Source organism: Thermoplasmata archaeon (genome assembly GCA_035632695.1).
GTDB lineage: Archaea > Thermoplasmatota > Thermoplasmata > RBG-16-68-12 > RBG-16-68-12 > RBG-16-68-12.
The window spans coordinates 1-18455 of sequence record DASQGG010000158.1; the positions used below are offsets into that span (position 1 = coordinate 1).

Consider the following 18455-nt stretch of genomic DNA (forward strand, 5'->3'; position numbering starts at 1 on the left):
CAATGGAGGCCTAGCGCCGGCAGGCTCACACCGACGCCCTTCCGCACCTCGCCCACGACCCGAGCCTTGACGGACGGCCGCAGGCCCTTCACGATCGTCTCCGCCTCGTCCTTCGGTGCGACGATCGCGTAGCCCATGCCCATGTTGAAGGTCTGGTACATCTCCGCGGCCTCGATGCCGCCGAGGGCCTGGAGCTCGCGGAAGAGGGGCTGGGGCTCCAGGGGCTCCGTGATGGCGAACTCCACGTTGGGCTTGAGGCGCGCCAGGTTCCGCACCCCGCCGCCCGTGACGTGGGCCATGCCGTGCACGGTCGCCCGTTCGAGGACCTTGAGCACGGGCTTCACGTAGATCGCGGTGGGTTCAAGGAGCGCGGGTCCCCACCGTTCGTTCGTGCCGCCCACGGGATCGAACACGGTCAGCGCGGCGTCCCGGAGCAGGCGACGCGCGAGGGTGAGCCCGTTCGAATGGATTCCGTGGCTGGGCAGGCCGATGATCACATCCCCGGGTCGCACCGCCCGCCCGTCGATGATCCGTTTCCGGTCCACGACCCCGAAGCAGGTGCCCGCCAGGTCGAATCCCTTGACGATCTCGGGCAGCACCGCGACCTCGCCCCCGATGATGGATACGTTGGCCGCCTTGGCGCCCAGGTTGAGCCCGACCCCGAGTTGGCGTGCCACTTCGTGGTCGTAGAATTCGATCGCAAAGTAGTCCACGAACGCGACGGGTTCGGCACCGATGCAGATCATGTCGTTCACGTTCATCGCGACGCAGTCGATGCCGACGGTATCCCACTTCCGCATCTCGCCCGCGACGATGAGCTTCGTCCCCACGCCGTCCGTGCACAGGGAGAGGGCGTACTTCCCGAACTCCACGAGTCCCGTGAAGTGGCCGATCCGGGTGAGCGGTCGCCCGGTGCCGCGGCGGTGGAAGGTGAGCCCGGAGACGAGCGCCGCGATGTGGGCCGCCTTCTCGTCCTGGCTCACGCCCGACTCCGCGTAGGTCCGGACCATGGGATCCCGCGGCCGGAAGCGGATGGCGGCTATTTAGATGGTTGGCCACGCGCCGGCCTCAGGACCGGGTCGAACAGTCCTTAGGTAGGTTTCATATCCGCTGGGTCGGGATTCGACGTCGGGTGTGCCGTGCGTTCCCCCGCAGGATTCTCCGTGAAGAAGGCCGAGTACGAGGCCATGGAAGCCGCGATTCTGACGTACCTCCGTAAGGTCAAGAAGCCCGTGAGTTTCCGCGAGCTGTTCCAGGGCGTATCCAAGTTGGTGCCGCCCGACCTGTTCCCGGATGAGGATCGGGCCCGGTGGTACGCGAAGGTCGTCCAGCGGGACCTCGAGATGACGGGGAGAATCGAACGCCTCCCGGAGCCGCCGGTCCGGCTGCTCGTCCGGGCGTGAGCCGCTCCCAAAGTTTCATCGCCTCCGCGCCCATGGTCCGCGATGTGCCCAAGGCCTGGGTCAAATCCCGGAAGCACGACCGCTACTACCGCGCCGCGAAACGCCAGAAGTACCGGAGCCGCGCCGCAATCAAGCTCTCCCAGATCGATCGGGAGTACGGGCTGTTCCGGCCCGGGTACACGGTCGTCGACCTGGGCGCCGCTCCCGGAGGTTGGTCTCAGATTGCGCGGGAACGCGTGGGGCCGAAGGGACGGGTCCTCGCGGTCGACCTCGCCCCCGTGCGGCCAATCGAGGGCGTGGAGTTCCTGCGAGGCGATTTCACGGACCACGCCGTGCAGGCGAGGATCTTCGAACTCCTCCGCGCACCCGCGGACGTGGTCCTCAGCGACATGGCGCCGCACCTGAGCGGCAACCGACCGTACGACGAGGCACGGATGCTCGACCTGGCGGAGGCAGCGCTCTCCTTCGCGGCACGAGCCCTACGCCCGCGAGGCGACCTGCTGGTGAAGGTCTTCCAAGGAGAGGGCTACCGCCGATTCCTTGGCAGCGCCGCCGTGCACTTCGAAGGGGTCAAAGGCGTCAAGCCCAAGGCCTCGACGCCCTCGAGCGCGGAACTCTACGTGCTCGCGCGAGGCCGAATCGGCTGAGCGACGGCAGGCGAATCCGCGGCTTTGCCCCATGATGGTCGAGGGCCCGACGAGCCCGTGAGGCAGAGCGGTCCTCCCGTCCCCAAGCCGTTCGGGCTCGTCTTTCGTTCTCGCGGCGCATCGGCCGGCGTCAGTCCCAGAAGCGCTTCGTCCGCGCGTAGTTGATTTCCGCGGCGAGAAGGTCACGCAGGAAGTCCTCCTCCGTCTCGTGGTAACCACGGAGGATGCGCGCCGCGGTCTCCTCTCCCACGCCGCGGGCCATGAGGGCGAGCACGGCCTTCCGGCCGTGCGCCATGACCAAGCTCGCGTTCGTGAACAGGCGTTTCGCGAACGTGCGGCTCTCCTTGTCCGAGCCCTGGAGATCCAGGTGGGCAAGCCGCTCCTTCTCATACGGGGCAATCACGGCGACCATGGCCCCGTTGCAGTTCGCGCATACGATCTTCGCGGGCAGTTCGCTCACGGAGGACCGCCAGCTCATCTTGCAGTTCAGGCACAGGAAGGTGGCCGTCTACTACTCCAGACGGGCCTTGACCGCCATGAGGGTCGCATGATCCGCCTTCGCGGGCGACACGATGAGGCGCCCGCCCTCGAGCCCCGCGCGGCCGATAGGCGTGAGGTGGGTGGCGACGATGTCGATCTCCCCGCGCTGGATGCGGCGCAGGACCTCCACGGTACGCGGAATGTCCATCCGCTCCCAGAAAACCTTGTCGAGGACCTCCTCGAACAGGGGCGTGTTTTCGAACATCTTGAGGAGTCGAGGAATCGACACAGCCTCCCACTCGACGTCGCGCCGCAGCGCTCCGAACTTCTTCGCGACGTACACGAACGACCAACGCAGGAAGGCGGAGTTCTTCAGGATCACCCGGAGCAAGGGTTCCAGGGCGTCCGGGTCCGCGGGGCGGAGGATCTCCTCGATCATCTTCGGATTCACGCTGCGGGGCACATCGAGCACGATCCGGTAGGGGTCGGTCTGGACGCCGACGCTCTGACCGAATCGGGCAGAGATCAGGGACGAGATGAGCTGGCCCAGGGTCTCGTTGACCTTGGACCCCAGGCAGGCATTGACCACGATGAGCTCCCGCGAGTTCTCGATCGTAATCCGCGTGTCCGTGGCGAGGGGGGCGGCCCCCGCGGATCCCAAGTACTCCAGGAACCTGTCGACGCCGAACCCGTTGACCGGGTATGCCGCGAGATCCCGCTCCCGGCGAATCCGGCCCACTTCCTGGGCGACCTCGAACGGCACGGGGATGTCCTCTCCCACCCAGGAGGGCACGTCGCCGATCTCCTTGACCGGTTCCACGAGAATGTGATCGTCCTTGAAGTCCACGAAGCGCCAGGCGGTGCCCCGCATGATGAAGCTCTGCCCGAGCTTCGCGTTCTCCGCGACGAACCACTCGTCGAGCGTGCCGATGACCCTTCGCGACCCGAGATCGACGACCCGGTACGTCTTCACGTCCGGGATCATGGAGATGTTCTCGTAGAAATACTGGAGCGAGTTCGAGCTGCGGCCGAACCGGCCCTCCCGGGACCAGAGGACCTTCAGGGTCGCGAGCTGCTCGAGGAGCTCGTCGAACTCCTTCCGAGGAAGGTCGCGGTACGGCCAGCTGCGGCGCAGGGCTGCATAGGTGTCGTCCGCCGAGGCGAACCGCTCGGACACGGCGATGGCCACGAGCTGGTTCGCGAGCACGGACCGGTTGTCCTTCCGGACGAGCCAGGCCTCGATTTCCTCCACGAGCGCGCGCCGGGCGATCACGGCCGCCTCCGCGAAGTCGTCCTCGTGGGTCGCCAGAATCACGCCGTCGGCCACCTCGCCCACCCCGTGGCCCGAACGGCCGATCCGCTGGACGAGGCGGGCGACCTCCCGAGGGCTGTTGTACTGGAGGACAAAGTCGGCGCTCCCCACGTCGATCCCCAGCTCCAGCGAGGACGTGCAGACGAGGGCGCGCAGCATCCCCGACTTGAAGTCGTCCTCCATCTGGATCCGGATGTCCTTGGACAGGCTGCCGTGGTGCACGCCGATCGTGGGGTCCTGGTACCAAGTGGCTAGGCGGGAGGAGAGGAACTCGGCGGTGTCCCGGGTGTTCACGAAGAAGAGGGTCGACTGGTGGCCCTTGAGCAGCTCGTACGCGCGCCGGAGGGCCGTACCCTGTCCGAGCTGGACCCGGAGCCGGTCCGAGATTTCGCGGTCCCCGACCGCGGGCGGCGCAATCTCGACCGCGATTCGCATCCCTTTCGGAATGCGCACGCGCAGGATCTCAACGGGTCGATCCACGCCCCCGAGGAAGTGCGCGACCTCCTCCGGGGTGCCGACCGTCGCCGAGAGACCGATCCGCTGGACCTCGTGACCCGCGAGGTCGCGGAGCCGCTCCAGGCCCACGGCCAGCTGAGCGCCCCGTTCATCGGACGCGAGCTCGTGGATCTCGTCGATGACGACCCATCGAACGGTCTTCAGGTGATCCCTCAGCTTGCGTCCCGTGAACAGGATCTGGAAGGTCTCCGGGGTCGTGATGAGGACATCCGGCGGATCTCGGGTGATCCGTGCCCGTTCCTGGGGACTCGTGTCCCCGTGCCGAACGGCGACCGATAGGTGGAGGCGCTCCGCGAAGAACGTCATCCGCCGGAGCATGTCGCGGTTCAGCGCGCGGAGCGGGGTGATGTAGAGACAGCTCACGGGCGTCGGACGCTCGTTGAGGATCCGGTGCAGGATGGGCAGGAGGGCGGCCTCGGTCTTCCCGATCCCGGTCGGGGCGACGAGGAGCACGTGGGACCCCGCCAGGATGCGGGGGATCGCCTGGATCTGGGGCTCCGTGAAGGACTCGATGCCCATCTCCGTGAGCACCTCGAGAATCCGCGGATCGAGCCCCAGGGAGTCCATCCTCCGATGCAAGGGGTCCCGGGCCAAAAAGGTGCGGGTCGTGAAAAGTTATTCCGGCGGATAAACAACCCAACCGTTTTGGTAAAAAATTATCAGGCCGGATAACCGCCTCTGCGGGGGTCAACTAGACCTCGCGCCACGGGGCGTCAGAGGTCGTAGGGTGAGCCGTCGCCTGCCTGGCCCCACGTTCGCGGCCGTGTTGTGCCTACTGGCCATCGCGCTTGGTGCGCCCCTCCTGGCAACCCCGGGCAGGGCCTACGGGGAACAGGTCTTCCAGGCGAATCCGATCGTGGGGGCGGGCGACCCTTCGTACGGCGTGTACGCGAACATCACGCTCGCCCAGTCCTTCCTGGTGAACCAGGACTACCTCCTGACGAACGTCACGCTCCGCGTGCGGAACGACGGTGGCCCCACGAACCCGCTCGTCGTCTCGATCCACCCCGACGACCCGAGCCGGCACGTTCCCGCGATGTCGACCCTCCTCGCCTCGACCTCCCAGGTGTCGCCAAACAACGCTTCGACGCCCGTGAATTGGAGCTTCCCCTTCAATCCCTCCCCGATTCTGTGGGCGAAGACCGTCTACTGGATCGTGGCGGAGAACACGGCGACGAAGGCTCCGCCCAAGGACGGATATGAGTGGCACGACAGCGGTGCGGACACGTACGCCAACGGCACGCCGTACCTGTACAACACCACGTCCAAGGTGTGGACCGGGTTGCCGTTCGACCTGTACTTCATCACGTTCGGCCGCAAATGGGAGTCGAACGTGTCCCTTGCGATGACCGCCAGCCCGCCCCAGCCGGCCCCTGGCGACACGGCCACATTCACGGTCGATTTCAACAACACAGGCTCCCAGGCCGCCCGCCGGGTCTGGATCAACATGTCGCTGCCGACGGGTCTGGAGAATGTCTCCGCGGCGTTCCCGGACATTCAGCCCGTGCCCCCCACGGCGCTCCCGAACCTCCTCTTCCAGAGCGTGTCGAACGGCGCACATGCGTTCACGATCGCGGGACAGGTCGCCATCGGCACGCCGCCGGGAAGCCTGGTCACCGTCGGAGCGTCGCTGGCATCCGAGAATGCGACCGGGACTGTGTTCCGGAATGCCGTCGCCTCCGCGTCCGTCCTCGTCGGGCTCGTCACGAAGCAGCTGTATCTTGGGAGCACCTCGGTGGCCACCAAGCTTCTGACGACCGGGTCCCCCACGAACCCGATCCCCGCATCGTCCACCCTGAATCCCGGCGCACCCCAGCCGATTCAGTTCCTGCAATCTCCCCCGCTGGCGAAGCCCTTCGTCGCCATGACGGTCGCCGCAAACCTCTGGGTCTCGACCCAGAAGGTGCCGCCGCAAACCTACCGGTTGAACGTGAGCCTCCTGGACAACGGGACCCCCGTGGTCTCCCAGCACCCCACGTTCACGCTGTCCACCACGGGCTACCAGCAGATGAGCCTCACGCTCGGGAATGTGAACTACACCTTCGGGCGCGGCCACGTCATCGGCCTGTCCCTGTGGAGCAACGGGGGAGGGACCGGCAGCTCGGACAACCTGCTGCTGCGGTACAACGGCACGGGCTATCCGTCCCACCTCGATCTCGTCACGACGACGTACGTCTCCATCGACGGGCTCTCGCTGACCGATCCTGTCGCGCCCGGGGGACCCGTCTGGTCGACCCTGGACCCGATCGTCGTGCGCGCGAACGTGTCCGACCCGTTCGGACGCGGGAAGATCGCGGGCGTATGGATCAACATCACGTCACCTGCGGGCACGAACGTGGCGGCGGGCGCGATGAACCTCCTCACCTCCGATCCCTCCCCGCTCCCGGCTTGGGCCGTCTTCAACTCTACGCTCTCCCCGCCCCTCCTCATCGGACGGTACCGGATCGATGTCGCGGCGATCGAGGACAACGGGGTCGCGAGCCGAGCTCGCGGATTCGCGGAGGTCGCCATGCCCAACATGGGGTTCGTGGACATCGCCTCGGCGGGGCGCCCCCAGGCGGGGGGAGCCTTCGCGTACTTCCTCGAGTACAACAACACGGGAACGGGGACCGCAGGCAGGGTCTGGATCAACGAGACGCTGCCGACGGGGCTGGCCTTTTCCGGGAGCAGCGTCCCGGCCTCGTGGTCCGCGGGAAACCGATACGGGTGGAACCTGACGAACGTCTCCGTAGGGAGCCACGAGCTGGAGATCGATGTGAACGTGCCGGGCTCCGTAATCATCCAGGAGTGGATCCAAGACAACGCGACCCTCGCGTACACGGACACGAGCGGCCACGTCGCGGGCAGGCTATCCGCCTACGCCGCGGTCTTCGTCAACGGCCCGATCCTGGTCGTGTCCCTTTCGAGCGCACCCGCGACGGTGATCCATGCGAACGAGACCGCCGTCTACACGGTCGCGTTCCAGAACCTCGGGCGGGACTCCGGGACCATCTGGGTCAACGACACGTTGCCCACCGGCTTTGGATACGTCACGGACACGGCCGGGAATCTGAGTGGAACCATGATCCGCTCCGGCTCGGTCCTCGCGTACCGGTTCCCGGGGATCCAGCAGAGTCGCGAGGAATCCTTCCAGATTACGGTCGCCGCGGGTCCGTCGCTCGGGCGAAACCAGAGCTACCTGAACCGCGTCGACATCGCCTACACGAGCGCGAACGGCTACCTCATGCCTAGGAACTCCACAAGTCTCTCCCTGCTGGCGGCCGCCCCGTGGTTCTCCCAGGCGGGGGTCTCGTTCCTCTCACCCAGGTCGACCCCGGGAGGGTTCGCTGCGACGATCGTCAACCTGGAGAACGCAGGGAACGAGCCCGCCTCGTGGGCGTGGCTCAACCTGACGTTCGACCTCCGGCTGACCATCGTGGACGCGAGCCGCCCCTTCACGGTGGGCCTAGGCACCGCGCATTTCGCGCTCCAGGACGTGGGGACGGGGCGAACCGTGGTCTTCCTGAATCTCACCGTGAATCCGACCGTTGCCGACGGTGTGGAGCTCCCCATCGGCGGCACGCTGGAGGCGCGGGACGGTCTCGGCAATCCGCTGCCCTTCGCCACGCTGGCGCGGGACTTCCTTTTCGTGGGCGCAGCCTCGTTCCGGCTCAGCGCGGCCCCGTTACAGCCGACCATCGAGGCGGGAACTGTCCTCCCGCTCTCTATCGCGACCTCCAACGTCGGGAGCAGCACCGCGGCCAACGCGTGGCTGAACGTGACGCTCCCCGGCGTGCTGGAGTACCTCGGTGACACCGCGGACGTGAATGTCTCGGCGGTGGGGCTGTCCTACTCGTGGCATTGGACCGGCGCCAGCCACACCCTCGCCGCCGGCGGCTTGGACGCGTTCACGCTCTCCCTGGGAGCCCGAGGCGGAACGCCGAACGGCACGTATGCCAACATTACCCTCCGCCTGGAGTACCAGGATGCGGACCTCGTATCCCGGCCCGGAATCACGATCACCGTGCGGGCGGTCGTTGTCGCTCCCATGCTCGTCCTCACGATCGAGTCGAGTGCGACCGGCGTGGTGAGCGGCGGCACGTTCAACTACACGATCCAGGTGGCGAACCGCGGCCTCTCGGCGGCCCATCGGGTGTGGCTTCAGGATCAGCTGGACCCCAACCTCCGCCTCATCTCGTACGCGTCCTCCGTGCCTGCGAACGGCAACTCGACCCTGAACTGGACCTTCGCGGACTTGGCGCCGGGGACCGCCGAGACGATCCAGCTCACGGTCCGGACCGTGGACGGGCTCGCACCCCAGACGTTCATCACCAACAGCCTCGAGGCCACGTACACGAATAGCCAGGGCGCGGGCCTCGGTTCCATACGCGCGCTCCCCGTCACCGTGCGCATCGTCCAGGACCTCACGCCATTCCTGTGGATCCTGGGAGCCGCGGCGGTCTGCGGGACCGCAATCGTGTTCCTGCTCACGCGTCGAAGCCACGTCGAGATCGAGGATGTCTTCCTCGTGTACCGCGATGGTGTCCTGATCTCCCACCTCTCCCGGACGCTCCTCCGCGAGAAGGATGAGGATGTCCTGAGCGGGATGCTGACCGCCGTGCAGGAGTTCGTCCGTGACGCGTTCCAGTACGGGGAGCACCGCGAGCTCCACCAGCTCGATTTCGGCGACTATCGGATCCTGATCGAGCGGGGGAAATACGTCTACCTCGCGGTGGTCTACTCGGGCGAACAGTCCAACGCGATCCGGAAGAAGGTCCGGTCCGTGATCGATCTCATCGAGGCCCAGTTCGGGCCCGTCCTGGAGAAGTGGGACGGCGACATGGACGAGGTCGTCGGGGCGAGGGAGCTGATCCGGGAGGCCCTCCTCGGGTCGACGAACCACAACCACACGCAGCCCTCGATCCCCCAGTACGAGTGAGAAAGATGGGCCCGGCCGGAATTCCCGGCTCCGGGCGGACCGCACGGAGCCCTTTGAACCAGCGACCATCTGGTTATGAGCCAGACGCTCCACCAGACTAAGCTACGGGCCCTCGCGGCGGCAACGGTCGGACGTTACTTAAGGATTCACGAGCGACAGACCCGGGGAGGAGCGAATCGCGAGCGAGCCGGTGATGGGCGCCGCGGATGCGCAAAGGCTATACCCAAGCGAGGATTGCGTCGCAACGAGGAAGGCGGCGAGGGGTCCCATGCGCGTCGACGTGCCCACCCTGCTCTACGTCGTGTACATCGCACTGTTCATCGGTCTGTTCATCCTCGCAGGCCTCGTCTTTGGATTCAAATGGATCACCTTCGCGTTCATGGCCTTCACGGTCATCGTGATCCTGATGATCGATTTCACCTCCCGGATCATCCAGGAGCCGGAGGCCAAGTAGCCCGCGCGCCTCGCGCCGGATGCCGTTCGGGCGCGGCCGCGTCCGGGATCGATCGGCGCCGCCTCGCGGGATTGCTCTGACAGCTCGGCCCGGCCGGTTCAGCTGTGCTCCCAGGTTCCAGGCTTCGTGACTTCGGACGGATCGGGTCCGTTCCGAGACTGACGCGGAACCGTTCGCCTTATTACGCTTGACGGGCCTTCCGCGGTGCCGGTGACAGGGTGTATTACTTCTACGAGGGCCGCACCGCCCGCGGCATCGGGTACATGAGCTGGGCCCTCCTCACCGTGATGATCGCGGTAATCGTGTTGGGCTTGGCCAGTGCGGCGATGGGGCTTCTGTTCGGCGTCTTGCTCCAGAACCCGCTCGCGCTCCTCGGTCCGCTCGTCGGGGTCGTCCTGGCGCTGTGCGGCGCGGTCCTCGCGGAGCTCGCCGCGGCCATCCTCTTCCTGCTCGGCTTCTACCAAGTCCACGCGGGCCGACACGAATACGGCCTGGAGCAGACGCGCTCCATGGAGCGTGCGCTGATCTTCCTGATCGTCTACATCGTCCTGACCGCAGTGACGTTCGTCTTCACCTCGACAGGCGGCCTGTTCCTGGGCGTCGTGAGCTCGCCGGCGACGCCCATGCTTCTCGGAACTCTGGTCCTCAACCCCGTGGTGGCTTTCTTCGCGGGGTTGACGCTCGTTCACTCGATCCGAACCCTCGCCACGCCCGAGACACGGTCCCGGCTGCGCACGGCCCTGGTCCTCGGCGTGGTGGGGGCGTGCGTGGGACCGGCACTGACTCTCATCGCCACGACGGCGGGGACGACCACGGTGGCGCAATACAGCGCAGGGCTTGTCGCCGCGGCGCTCGCGGGGCAGGGAATCGCGGCCATCTCCCTCTTCCTGTTCTGGCTGGCCTACTTGGAGACGCGCAAGGGCCTCGACGCGGGACGCCCCGCGCCCGTGTTGCCGCGGATCGAACAAGCGTACCCCTGGCTGTACCGCCCCTGGGTCCAGTATCCGTACCCCTATCCGCCGGCCAACCCCCCGCCCCCGGAACCGCCAAAGACCTAGGAGTTCCCGGGTTCGGAGTGCTCTGCTGATCGTCCTCCTCAGACCCGCTCCGCCATACAGCCGCGGCGTGGGCTTCGAAAGGGCTTCTCGGGAGCATGGGACTACCTGAGGAGCTTCTCAAAGGAGGCGCGACGGGCTAACATCTTCCGATCACACAGGGCCTCACCCGTTTCCGTCACCTTACGGATTCGCGTTATCCAAACATCACAAATCGCACGGGTACGAGCAGCCCGACGGCATTCAACTTCGGGCAATCGAGCGCCCTTTTATATGGGGACCATCTACTCCCGTATGGTATCTGCGCGGGGGAGACCCCTGCCGGGAACCGCGCAGATCGCGCGCCGGGCGATGTGTCGTGATCGAGACTGAATCCCTCACCAAGGAGTTCGACGGCCTGACTGCCGTGGACGCGCTGACCTTCCGTGTCCAGGATGGTGAGGTCTTCGGCCTCCTGGGGCCCAACGGAGCCGGCAAAACGACCACGGTCCGAATGCTTTGCTGCCTGATCTCGAAAACGAGCGGCGAGGCGAGGATCGGGGACTACGTCGTCGGGAGCGATGTCGACTCGCCGAAGATTCGGAAGATGATCGGGCTCGTGCCCGACAACGTCGGCCTCTATGAGAACATGACCGCCTACGACAACCTGGATTTCTACGGCCAACTGTACGACCTCGCGGAGGCGGATCGGAGAGCGAACATCCGGCGCTTCCTCGAGATGCTCGGACTGTGGGAGAAGAGGGACGTCGCGGCCGGGACATTCTCCAAAGGGATGAAGCAGAAGCTCGCAATCGCCCGTGCCTTGGTCCATGAGCCCGAGGTGCTGTTCCTCGATGAGCCGACCGTCAACCTGGACCCGGAGTCGGCGAAGACCGTCAGGGACTTCCTCCTGGAACTGAAGAAGCAGAAGAAGACCATCTTTCTGAATACGCACAACCTCGACGAGGCCCAGAGGGTCTGCGACCGGATCGCGATCCTGAACACGCGGCTCATGGCCCTGGGTTCTCCCGAGGAGCTCGAGCGGTCCGTGGGGAGCCGGAAGACGGTCGTCCAACTGGCACAGGTGACCGACGCCGTTTTGGGTGCATTAAGGAAGCTGTCGGTCGTGAACCTGGCCGTGGACGGCAGTCGTCTGATCATCGACGTGGTGGATCCGGAGAAGGAGAACCCGGCAATCCTCCGCGCCATCATTGAGGCGGGGGGCGTCGTCCAGTCTGCGTCCGTGTCGTCCTCAACCCTGGAGGACGCGTATCTGAAGCTGGTGAGGGAGAAGACGTGAGCCTGAGACATGCGTGGATCATCGCAAAGAAGGACCTCAAGTCAATCCTCCGGAGGAAGGTGGTCCTCTACACGACGGTGGCGTTGCCGCTCATCATCGGCGTCCTCCTTCCCGTGGTCGTCGAGTTTGCCGGGAGGAGGTCAGGCGGCATCCCCGCCGCAGCCTTGCCGCAGTACCTGGGCGCATTCGCGTTCTTGTTCGTGATTATACCCGCGATTGTCCCCACTCCCATCGCGTCGTACAGCATCGTCGGCGAGAAGGTCGAGAAGAGCCTCGAACCGCTCCTTGCGACCCCCGTGGCCGATGGCGATATCCTGCTCGGGAAGAGCATCGCTGCATTCCTCCCGGCGATGCTTGCTACGTTCGCAGGTGCGGGCGTCTTCATGACGCTCATGGACCTCGTTACCGCGGACAAGTTGGGCTACCTCTACTTCCCGAATTGGAGCATGGGCGTCATCCTGCTGATTCTCGCCCCGCTTGTTGCATTGCTCAGCATCGAGGTCAGCGTCCTCTCCTCGTCGAGGGTCAACGACGTTCGGGCGGCCTCCCAGCTCGGCGGCCTAGCCTTCATCCCTTTCATCGCGATCTACGTCGCCGGCGAGATCGGTGTCATCACACTCGACACGAACGGTCTCCTGACCATTGCCGCCGTGATGGCGCCCCTGGACTTAGTGCTCTTCTTCGTCAGCAAGGCCACGTTCCAGCGTGACCAGATCCTCACGAGGTGGAAATGAGAAGGGTCGACGTGGGTCACGACCGGTGGATCTGAAATCCGCGGTGCCGTCTTTGAACTCCGTCTCCCCTGGTCGGTCTTCGATGGGTAGAATCGCACGAGGAACCGCGGGACGCTTCCTCACCAGGAGCCCCAGGACTCAAGCCGGGTCTCCATCCCGAGACTCCGGCAAAGCCTCTTAAGCGGAGTCTCCCGCTCGGTCACCGCGTGCTGGTTGCCCAGGTGCGGCGGGAGCCGGATCGCTCCGAACGCGGCCGCGCTCTGGGTCGCTAGCGGGCTGAGGGCGACGTACAGCGCACCGTCGATGGCGAGGGCCACGATGATGTCGATGATGAAGAGAACCGGGTCGGTTTTCACAGCATCCCCACAACCTGGTAGGTGTTGACAGCCAAGATGAGGTTTGTGATGGCGTTCCCGAGCCCAAGGACGTTGCCCTCATCGTTGTCGTTGTCCTCCGGGCACACGTAGCCCCTTCCGGCCGCTGGGGGGCGACGGGGGCGGGGGCACCTACACCCTCTTTTGGGAGTCGTGTCTCACGCATCGTGTCCGGGTGTCGGGGTCGCAGGGTCAGAGCTTGATTTTGTATCGCACGATTCGGTCGTGCTCCCGGAATCCGTTCTTCTCGTACACCTGCCGGGCGGGGGCGTTGGAGTCGTCCGTGATGACGTACATCACGGAATGGCCCGCCTCCCGCGCTTGCTGAATGGCCGCTCGGACGAGCCGCGTTCCGATTCCTCGATTCTGGTAGTCCGGGTGGACGTGGAGCTCGTGGAGCTCCGCCCACCGCTCGACTCCAGAGTCGAACCATGCAGGCTCGAATCCGGGGCCCCACATCACAACGCCGACCACCCGACTACGTGCCTCGGCCACAGTCAGCCGGCTGTTCCCGTAGTGCACCGCGTTGTCCACGAAGAACATCGGGTAGATGCGGCAGATGTCCGCGGCGTCTTCGATTCGGAACGGCCTAAGCCTCGCCCGGGAGGCCTTCCGATGCGTCATGTCGCGTTCATACCACCTCCCTTGTCTGCGTCATGGACCAGCGGAATGAAAGACTTTGTGGCGGGTCCTGGTGGCTCTTCGTCGAAGTGGGCCGGGGCCTCTTGATTTCGCGGCGGAGGACCGTCTCAAACCCGGAGCACGCGACCAGGGAGTGGGCGTCGCACCGCTACCGAGGCATAGCCGTTCCGGCCGACTCGGGGGCGACGCGGGGCGCAGACACTGACCGCTGAGGGGAAAAGGCTAAGCCTTCAACGCCTGCTCGGGGCAGAACGACTTCACTTGGGGGTACCTCAGCCGTTCTGCCCCATTTGCGGCCAGTCGATGCCTTTCCGCGAGCTGCAGCAGCACGAACTCACGCAGCACCCCGACATCTATCGCCCCGCCCACGAAGCCGCCGTGGAAGCCCATCGGCGTTACCGTCGGCTCGTTCTCCCCCTCATTTCGGTCTGGGCGGTCGGCTCCTTGCTCTTGCTGTTCGCCGGTTTCATCCGCGGTGCGGAGGTATTCTTCATCTTGGTCGTGCTGCCCTGGGTCATCGCCATTGCGGGATACCTCCATGCACGAGCGCCATTGCGGAACTTCCAGCGAAGGGCCAAGACCATCCATGTGCCATGCACGATTTGTGGCACCGTCCTACCGTCAGGTGACCTCAAAGCACACATGAAATCGGTCCATCCCGGCATCGCTCGCTATGTCGGGTTCGTCATCGACTTCAGCATCGGGACCGTGGCCCTCTTCGCGGGAGGCTTCCTTGCCATCGTCGTGCTCGAGACTCTGCATCTGCTGTCTGATGTCGAGACGCTTGAGGTTGCTCTCCTTCTGTTTGCAATCCTCGCAGGCGTCACGGTCTGGCTCCGCACCTTCGCGCTGCGTCACTTGCTCAAGCTTCGCACCGAGTGGAAGGAATCACACCCTGCCTCCTGAGTGGGTTTGCATAGCCCTTCCGGCCGGTGTGGTTCGTTCGCGTCCCGCCTCACCGGAACGTACATAGCGGCTCGGTCCGCTGCACTTACGAGGGACGTCTGACCTCGTGGCGCTTCCCCCTCGCTCCAAGCTGGAGGACTTTCATCGTCAGATGAAAGTGACGGCCATTCTCGGACTTCTCGGCGGAGGCTACTTCGTCGGCGCCGCCCTGTATGCCGTCGCTCGCGGTCACGCGCTGTCCGGTCCCGACCTCGTCTTGGCTGCACTCGGTGCGCTCATCGTCATCGGCTCGGTCCGCATCCTCCTGCCGTCGTACGACCGACGGTGGCGGCAACGGTTCGCCCGACTCGAGTCGATGTCCGAGGAGGAACGGCGAGCTCGCAACCTTCAGGCGGCGCGGAGGGGCAGGCTCGTCTTGCTGGCGGCGTTCCTCATCGAGATTCCCGTTGGGGTCGTGTTCTGGTCGCGGACGGAATGGGACGAATGGATTGCGGCGATGCTCGGGACGACCGTGCTCTTTCTGCTTCTCTTCGTCCTCCTCGTCCGCAAGGCGAAGCCGGGACTGCGCACGGCAGGGCGACCATAGCCAGGCCCGCCATCTTCCGGCCGCTCGGGGGCGAACGGGGCGGGGGCACACTTTTCAGTGTCCTTCCCGAATCACTTCGCACTCGCCCGGCGATAAAGAACCACGCCGAGGACCGAGAGAACGAGCGCGGGCAACCAGAACACCAAGACTAAGGGGAACGCCGGTCGCATGCAGTTGAGAGACCCTCCCGTGGTCAGCGGGCCGGACAAGATGGGCGGACCGGGGCTTCCCGGCGGGCAGCTTTGGGTGAGGAATCCGAGCATGAAGAGAACGAGGCCTGCGATAACGAGGCCGAGGTCCAGAACCTGTCTCCTCTTCATTCGAGGACAGCAACGTTCGGTCGCGGCATACGTCTTCCGGCCGACTCGGGGGCGACCAGTGGGGGAATGAGCGTCCCGACTATCCATCGAGAGGACGTTGCGCCCGCGCCTGCCCGTCGACGTATTGCGCCTCGACGAGGGCTGTCATGGTCAAGTCCACAGGTTCGCCTTAGCAAGCCTGAAGTGCGTCAAGCCTTGAGTGGCCAGGCACGATAGGGCAGATTTCTAATCGCCCGCTGTCTAAACCTGATTCCCTCCAGAGGGTACGCCGTCGTGCGGATTCGAACCGCAGACCACCCGATTAACAGTCGGGGGCTCTACCGGACTGAGCTACGACGGCCCGCGCGGCCATACCGGCGCGTGACTCAAATAGTTTGTTCCGCGGAGGCCCGAGGCATCATCCGAGGGTCTTCCGCAGCTCCACGACCGTGGTGGACATGGAGTCCAGGACGCCCTTGAGATAGTCGAGGAACTCCTCGAGCTTGTCCGTGGTCACCGCACCCTCCGGCGACGGCTTGATCAGGCCCTCCTGCTCGAGGATCCGCAGGGAATACCGCACCTTGTGCTGCGGGAAGTTCAGGAGCTCGGACAGGCGGATGATCCCGATGGGCTGGTTCTCCATGATCGCCTTGAGCATGGCGACATGACGCTGGAGGAGCCGGATCTCGGCCTCGATCTTGCTCGTGAGCGCGCTCCTTCGCATTGAGCGCAAAGCCTCCCCCGCACGCTGTGCCATGCTGCGTGATAGCGTGGCGTGCCTTAAAGAGTTCGCCCTTTGGCGCTCGCGTAGTACGCCATGTCCCGGTCGCACGCTTCGCCCCAGCCCCGCTTTCCCACGGCGATCAGGCCCACGGAAATCCCGCGAGGGAACAGCGCGACGCCTCGATCCGCGGCGGTCTGCGGCGAACGCCCGGCGGCCATCTGATCGTACACGTACTTCGACAGGACGCGCTTCATGATCTCCTCCCCGATGCCCGTCGCGCACACCGCCCCGTACGGTCCCGCGTACAACCCGGAGCCGAGGATCGGTGAGTCGCCCACGCGGCCCGGCAGCATAAACGAGGTCCCGCCCGTGGAGACCGCGGCGGCGCAATGGCCACGGCGGTCGCGGGCCACGGCCCCGACGGTCTCGTGGAGATCGAGACCGTTGAACTTGCGGTAGTACCGGGGCACGCGGCCTTCTTGGATCATGCGGAGGGATTCCTCCAGCTTGGCTCGCGATGCGGGCGTCGTGGGATCGTAGTCCGCATGGCCGCGGGCTCGCGCGAACGCGACCGCATCCGGGCCCACCAACAGGATGTGCGGCGTGAGGAGCACATCCCGCGCCACGCGAATCGGGTTCTTCACGCGCTCGATCGCGGCGACGGCCCCTGCCTCCAGGTTCCAGCCCATCACGGCGGCGTCCATTTGAATCCGGCCGTCCGTCCGCAACCGCGACCCCGTGCCCGCGTTGAGCCGCGGATCGTCCTCGAGGATGGCCACCGCCTCGACGACCGCATCGAGGGCTCGACCGCCGCGGTGCAGGATGGCCAAGCCCACCCGGCCGGCGGTCTCGGCGGCGTCTTGCACGGACCGGTCCGAGCCCGCACCGCAGTGCGTGAGGAGAATGGGTTGCACGCGTCCCCGCAGCCCTGGGACTCGTTTCAACCTTTCCCACGCGAACGCGCGTCGGTCACGCCTTGCCGAGGGACTCGATCAATGGATCAATCCGGCGCGAGAGTTCGTCTCGGATCCCGCGCAGCTCGCCCATCGACTTCCCCGTGGCCCCGGAAACGGGCCAGTCGTCCGACTTCCCCCGCGTTCCGGGCGGGCACTGGTCCAGGCAGCCGAATGTGACCACGCGGTTCGCCCGGGCCACGACGTCCGGGGTGGCGAGCCGCGGCGTCTTCGGACCCAATGGCACGCCGATCTCCCGGAGCAGGTCGACGACGACCGGGTTGATTGCCTTCGCGGGCCGGGCGCCGGCGCTTTCGGCCTTCCATCCGGACGGTGCATGGGCGTTGAAGATCGCCTCGGACAGCACGCTCCGGAAGGTGTTCTCCACGCACACGAACAGGACGATCTTCACTCCGGACAGCAGGGCCGACCGGAGGCATGAAGCTGCGTGCCTGGAGCGGCAGTGCCTTGGGCGATAATCACGACGCAATCCTATATAGCGCAGGAAGCGTCGCACGAACCGTGCCCACCGTCGAGGCCATCCATCTCGTGAAGCGCTACGGGACGGTCGAGGCGCTCAAGGGGATCGACCTGCGAATCGAGAAGGGCGAGTTCTTCGGTCTCTTCGGCCCGAACGGGGCGGGGAAGACGACCATGCTCCGGATCCTCACGGGCCAACTCCGGCCCACCCAGGGCGAGGCCCGCGTGCTCGGCGTGGACGTGGTGCGAGACCCGCTCAAGGTCAAGTCCCTTGTCGGGATCGTCCCCGAGGTCGAGTCGCCGCCGTCCTACCTGACCGCGTACGAGTACCTTGAGTTCGTCGCCCGCGTTCGCAAGCTCGACGGCGTGGATGCGCGGGTCGGGCACTGGATCGAGTTCTTCGACCTGGCCGACGAGCGCGACACGCTGTGCAAGGACCTCTCCAAGGGGACGCGGCAGAAGCTCATGATCGCCTCCGCGTTCCTCCACGACCCCGAGCTCGTCTTCCTCGACGAGCCGTTCATCAACCTGGACCCCATTTACCAGAGGAAGCTGCGAGGTTTGCTCCAGGAGTACGTGGACGGCGGCGGAACGGTCTTCATGGCCTCCCACCTCCTGGACATCGCGGAGCGGCTCTGCGACCATGTGGCCGTGATTCGGGACGGCGGCCTGATCGCGACCGGGAGCGTCGAG

The 18455-nt window shown here is 65.7% G+C and carries 18 protein-coding genes and 2 tRNA genes; 10 read left to right on the forward strand and 10 right to left on the reverse strand.

What is annotated here, in order from left to right:
- Positions 1-1010, reverse strand: a 1010-nt coding sequence (gene purM, locus VEY12_09900; GenBank protein ID HYM40431.1) for a phosphoribosylformylglycinamidine cyclo-ligase, incomplete at its 3' end; no start/stop codon positions are given.
- Positions 1011-1139: 129 nt separating this feature from the next.
- On the opposite strand from purM, the gene VEY12_09905 reads away from it, so the two are divergent.
- Positions 1140-1403 (forward strand): hypothetical protein, encoded by a 264-nt coding sequence (locus tag VEY12_09905; protein HYM40432.1) that lies wholly within the window; start codon positions 1140-1142, stop codon positions 1401-1403.
- Between the two features lie 32 nt (positions 1404-1435).
- A complete protein-coding gene (locus VEY12_09910) occupies positions 1436-2050 on the forward strand; it encodes an RlmE family RNA methyltransferase (protein HYM40433.1) in 615 nt (204 codons plus the stop codon).
- 130 nt (positions 2051-2180) lie between these two features.
- Here VEY12_09910 and VEY12_09915 read toward each other — a convergent pair whose 3' ends face one another.
- Both VEY12_09915 and VEY12_09920 read right to left on the reverse strand, forming a co-directional pair.
- Positions 2181-2510 carry a hypothetical protein gene (locus VEY12_09915; protein HYM40434.1) on the reverse strand — a complete coding sequence of 110 codons (330 nt, stop codon included), beginning with the start codon at positions 2508-2510 and terminating at the stop codon, positions 2181-2183.
- A gap of 51 nt (positions 2511-2561) precedes the next feature.
- Positions 2562-4925, reverse strand: coding sequence for a DEAD/DEAH box helicase (locus VEY12_09920; protein HYM40435.1), 2364 nt, complete (start codon positions 4923-4925; stop codon positions 2562-2564).
- A gap of 160 nt (positions 4926-5085) precedes the next feature.
- Between VEY12_09920 and VEY12_09925 the strand changes: the two genes are divergently transcribed.
- Positions 5086-9276: a hypothetical protein gene (locus tag VEY12_09925; GenBank protein ID HYM40436.1), complete on the forward strand. Its 4191-nt coding sequence runs from the start codon at positions 5086-5088 to the stop codon at positions 9274-9276.
- A 6-nt stretch (positions 9277-9282) separates the two neighbouring features.
- Here the strand turns inward: VEY12_09925 and VEY12_09930 are convergent.
- Positions 9283-9388: transfer RNA gene (locus VEY12_09930), tRNA-Ile, on the reverse strand.
- A gap of 156 nt (positions 9389-9544) precedes the next feature.
- Between VEY12_09930 and VEY12_09935 the strand changes: the two genes are divergently transcribed.
- The 4 genes from VEY12_09935 to VEY12_09950 all read left to right on the forward strand — a co-directional run bounded on the left by VEY12_09935 (position 9545) and on the right by VEY12_09950 (position 12798).
- Positions 9545-9730, forward strand: a complete 186-nt coding sequence (locus VEY12_09935; protein ID HYM40437.1) for a hypothetical protein — start codon at positions 9545-9547, stop codon at positions 9728-9730.
- 218 nt (positions 9731-9948) lie between these two features.
- On the forward strand, positions 9949-10788 hold the full coding sequence (locus tag VEY12_09940; protein ID HYM40438.1) for a hypothetical protein: 840 nt from the start codon (positions 9949-9951) through the stop codon (positions 10786-10788).
- A gap of 355 nt (positions 10789-11143) precedes the next feature.
- A complete protein-coding gene (locus VEY12_09945) occupies positions 11144-12064 on the forward strand; it encodes an ABC transporter ATP-binding protein (GenBank protein ID HYM40439.1) in 921 nt (306 codons plus the stop codon).
- Positions 12061-12798 carry an ABC transporter permease subunit gene (locus VEY12_09950; protein HYM40440.1) on the forward strand — a complete coding sequence of 246 codons (738 nt, stop codon included), beginning with the start codon at positions 12061-12063 and terminating at the stop codon, positions 12796-12798. The genes VEY12_09945 and VEY12_09950 overlap by 4 nt, the downstream gene beginning before the upstream one ends.
- Positions 12799-12917: 119 nt before the next feature.
- On the opposite strand, the gene VEY12_09955 is transcribed toward VEY12_09950, so the two are convergent.
- Both VEY12_09955 and VEY12_09960 read right to left on the reverse strand, forming a co-directional pair.
- Positions 12918-13154 carry a hypothetical protein gene (locus tag VEY12_09955; GenBank protein HYM40441.1) on the reverse strand — a complete coding sequence of 79 codons (237 nt, stop codon included), beginning with the start codon at positions 13152-13154 and terminating at the stop codon, positions 12918-12920.
- Between the two features lie 210 nt (positions 13155-13364).
- The gene (locus VEY12_09960; protein ID HYM40442.1) at positions 13365-13796 is read right to left on the reverse strand and encodes a GNAT family N-acetyltransferase; all 432 of its coding nucleotides are present in this window, start codon (positions 13794-13796) and stop codon (positions 13365-13367) included.
- Between the two features lie 321 nt (positions 13797-14117).
- On the opposite strand from VEY12_09960, the gene VEY12_09965 reads away from it, so the two are divergent.
- Both VEY12_09965 and VEY12_09970 read left to right on the forward strand, forming a co-directional pair.
- The gene (locus VEY12_09965) at positions 14118-14720 is read left to right on the forward strand and encodes a hypothetical protein (protein ID HYM40443.1); all 603 of its coding nucleotides are present in this window, start codon (positions 14118-14120) and stop codon (positions 14718-14720) included.
- A 151-nt stretch (positions 14721-14871) separates the two neighbouring features.
- Entirely contained in the window at positions 14872-15306 is a 435-nt protein-coding gene (locus VEY12_09970; GenBank protein ID HYM40444.1) for a hypothetical protein, read from the forward strand.
- Between the two features lie 586 nt (positions 15307-15892).
- Here the strand turns inward: VEY12_09970 and VEY12_09975 are convergent.
- The 4 genes from VEY12_09975 to VEY12_09990 all read right to left on the reverse strand — a co-directional run bounded on the left by VEY12_09975 (position 15893) and on the right by VEY12_09990 (position 17694).
- Positions 15893-15966 (reverse strand) — tRNA-Asn (locus tag VEY12_09975).
- A gap of 57 nt (positions 15967-16023) precedes the next feature.
- The gene (locus VEY12_09980; protein ID HYM40445.1) at positions 16024-16329 is read right to left on the reverse strand and encodes a hypothetical protein; all 306 of its coding nucleotides are present in this window, start codon (positions 16327-16329) and stop codon (positions 16024-16026) included.
- A 56-nt stretch (positions 16330-16385) separates the two neighbouring features.
- On the reverse strand, positions 16386-17243 hold the full coding sequence (locus tag VEY12_09985) for an isoaspartyl peptidase/L-asparaginase (GenBank protein HYM40446.1): 858 nt from the start codon (positions 17241-17243) through the stop codon (positions 16386-16388).
- A 55-nt stretch (positions 17244-17298) separates the two neighbouring features.
- A complete protein-coding gene (locus tag VEY12_09990; GenBank protein HYM40447.1) occupies positions 17299-17694 on the reverse strand; it encodes a low molecular weight phosphatase family protein in 396 nt (131 codons plus the stop codon).
- A 110-nt stretch (positions 17695-17804) separates the two neighbouring features.
- Between VEY12_09990 and VEY12_09995 the strand changes: the two genes are divergently transcribed.
- On the forward strand, positions 17805-18455 hold a 651-nt coding region (locus tag VEY12_09995), incomplete at its 3' end, for an ABC transporter ATP-binding protein (GenBank protein HYM40448.1).

Excerpts from the sequence above, each read along its gene's own strand:
- VEY12_09980 (HYM40445.1), bottom strand. The coding sequence starts at position 16,329 with ATGCGAAGGAGCGCGCTCACGAGCAAGATCGAGGCCGAGATCCGGCTC.
- VEY12_09920 (HYM40435.1), bottom strand. The coding sequence starts at position 4,925 with ATGGACTCCCTGGGGCTCGATCCGCGGATTCTCGAGGTGCTCACGGAG.
- VEY12_09935 (HYM40437.1), top strand. The coding sequence starts at position 9,545 with ATGCGCGTCGACGTGCCCACCCTGCTCTACGTCGTGTACATCGCACTG.
- VEY12_09970 (HYM40444.1), top strand. The coding sequence starts at position 14,872 with ATGAAAGTGACGGCCATTCTCGGACTTCTCGGCGGAGGCTACTTCGTC.
- VEY12_09910 (HYM40433.1), top strand. The coding sequence starts at position 1,436 with ATGGTCCGCGATGTGCCCAAGGCCTGGGTCAAATCCCGGAAGCACGAC.
- VEY12_09965 (HYM40443.1), top strand. The coding sequence starts at position 14,118 with ATGCCTTTCCGCGAGCTGCAGCAGCACGAACTCACGCAGCACCCCGAC.
- VEY12_09960 (HYM40442.1), bottom strand. The coding sequence starts at position 13,796 with ATGACGCATCGGAAGGCCTCCCGGGCGAGGCTTAGGCCGTTCCGAATC.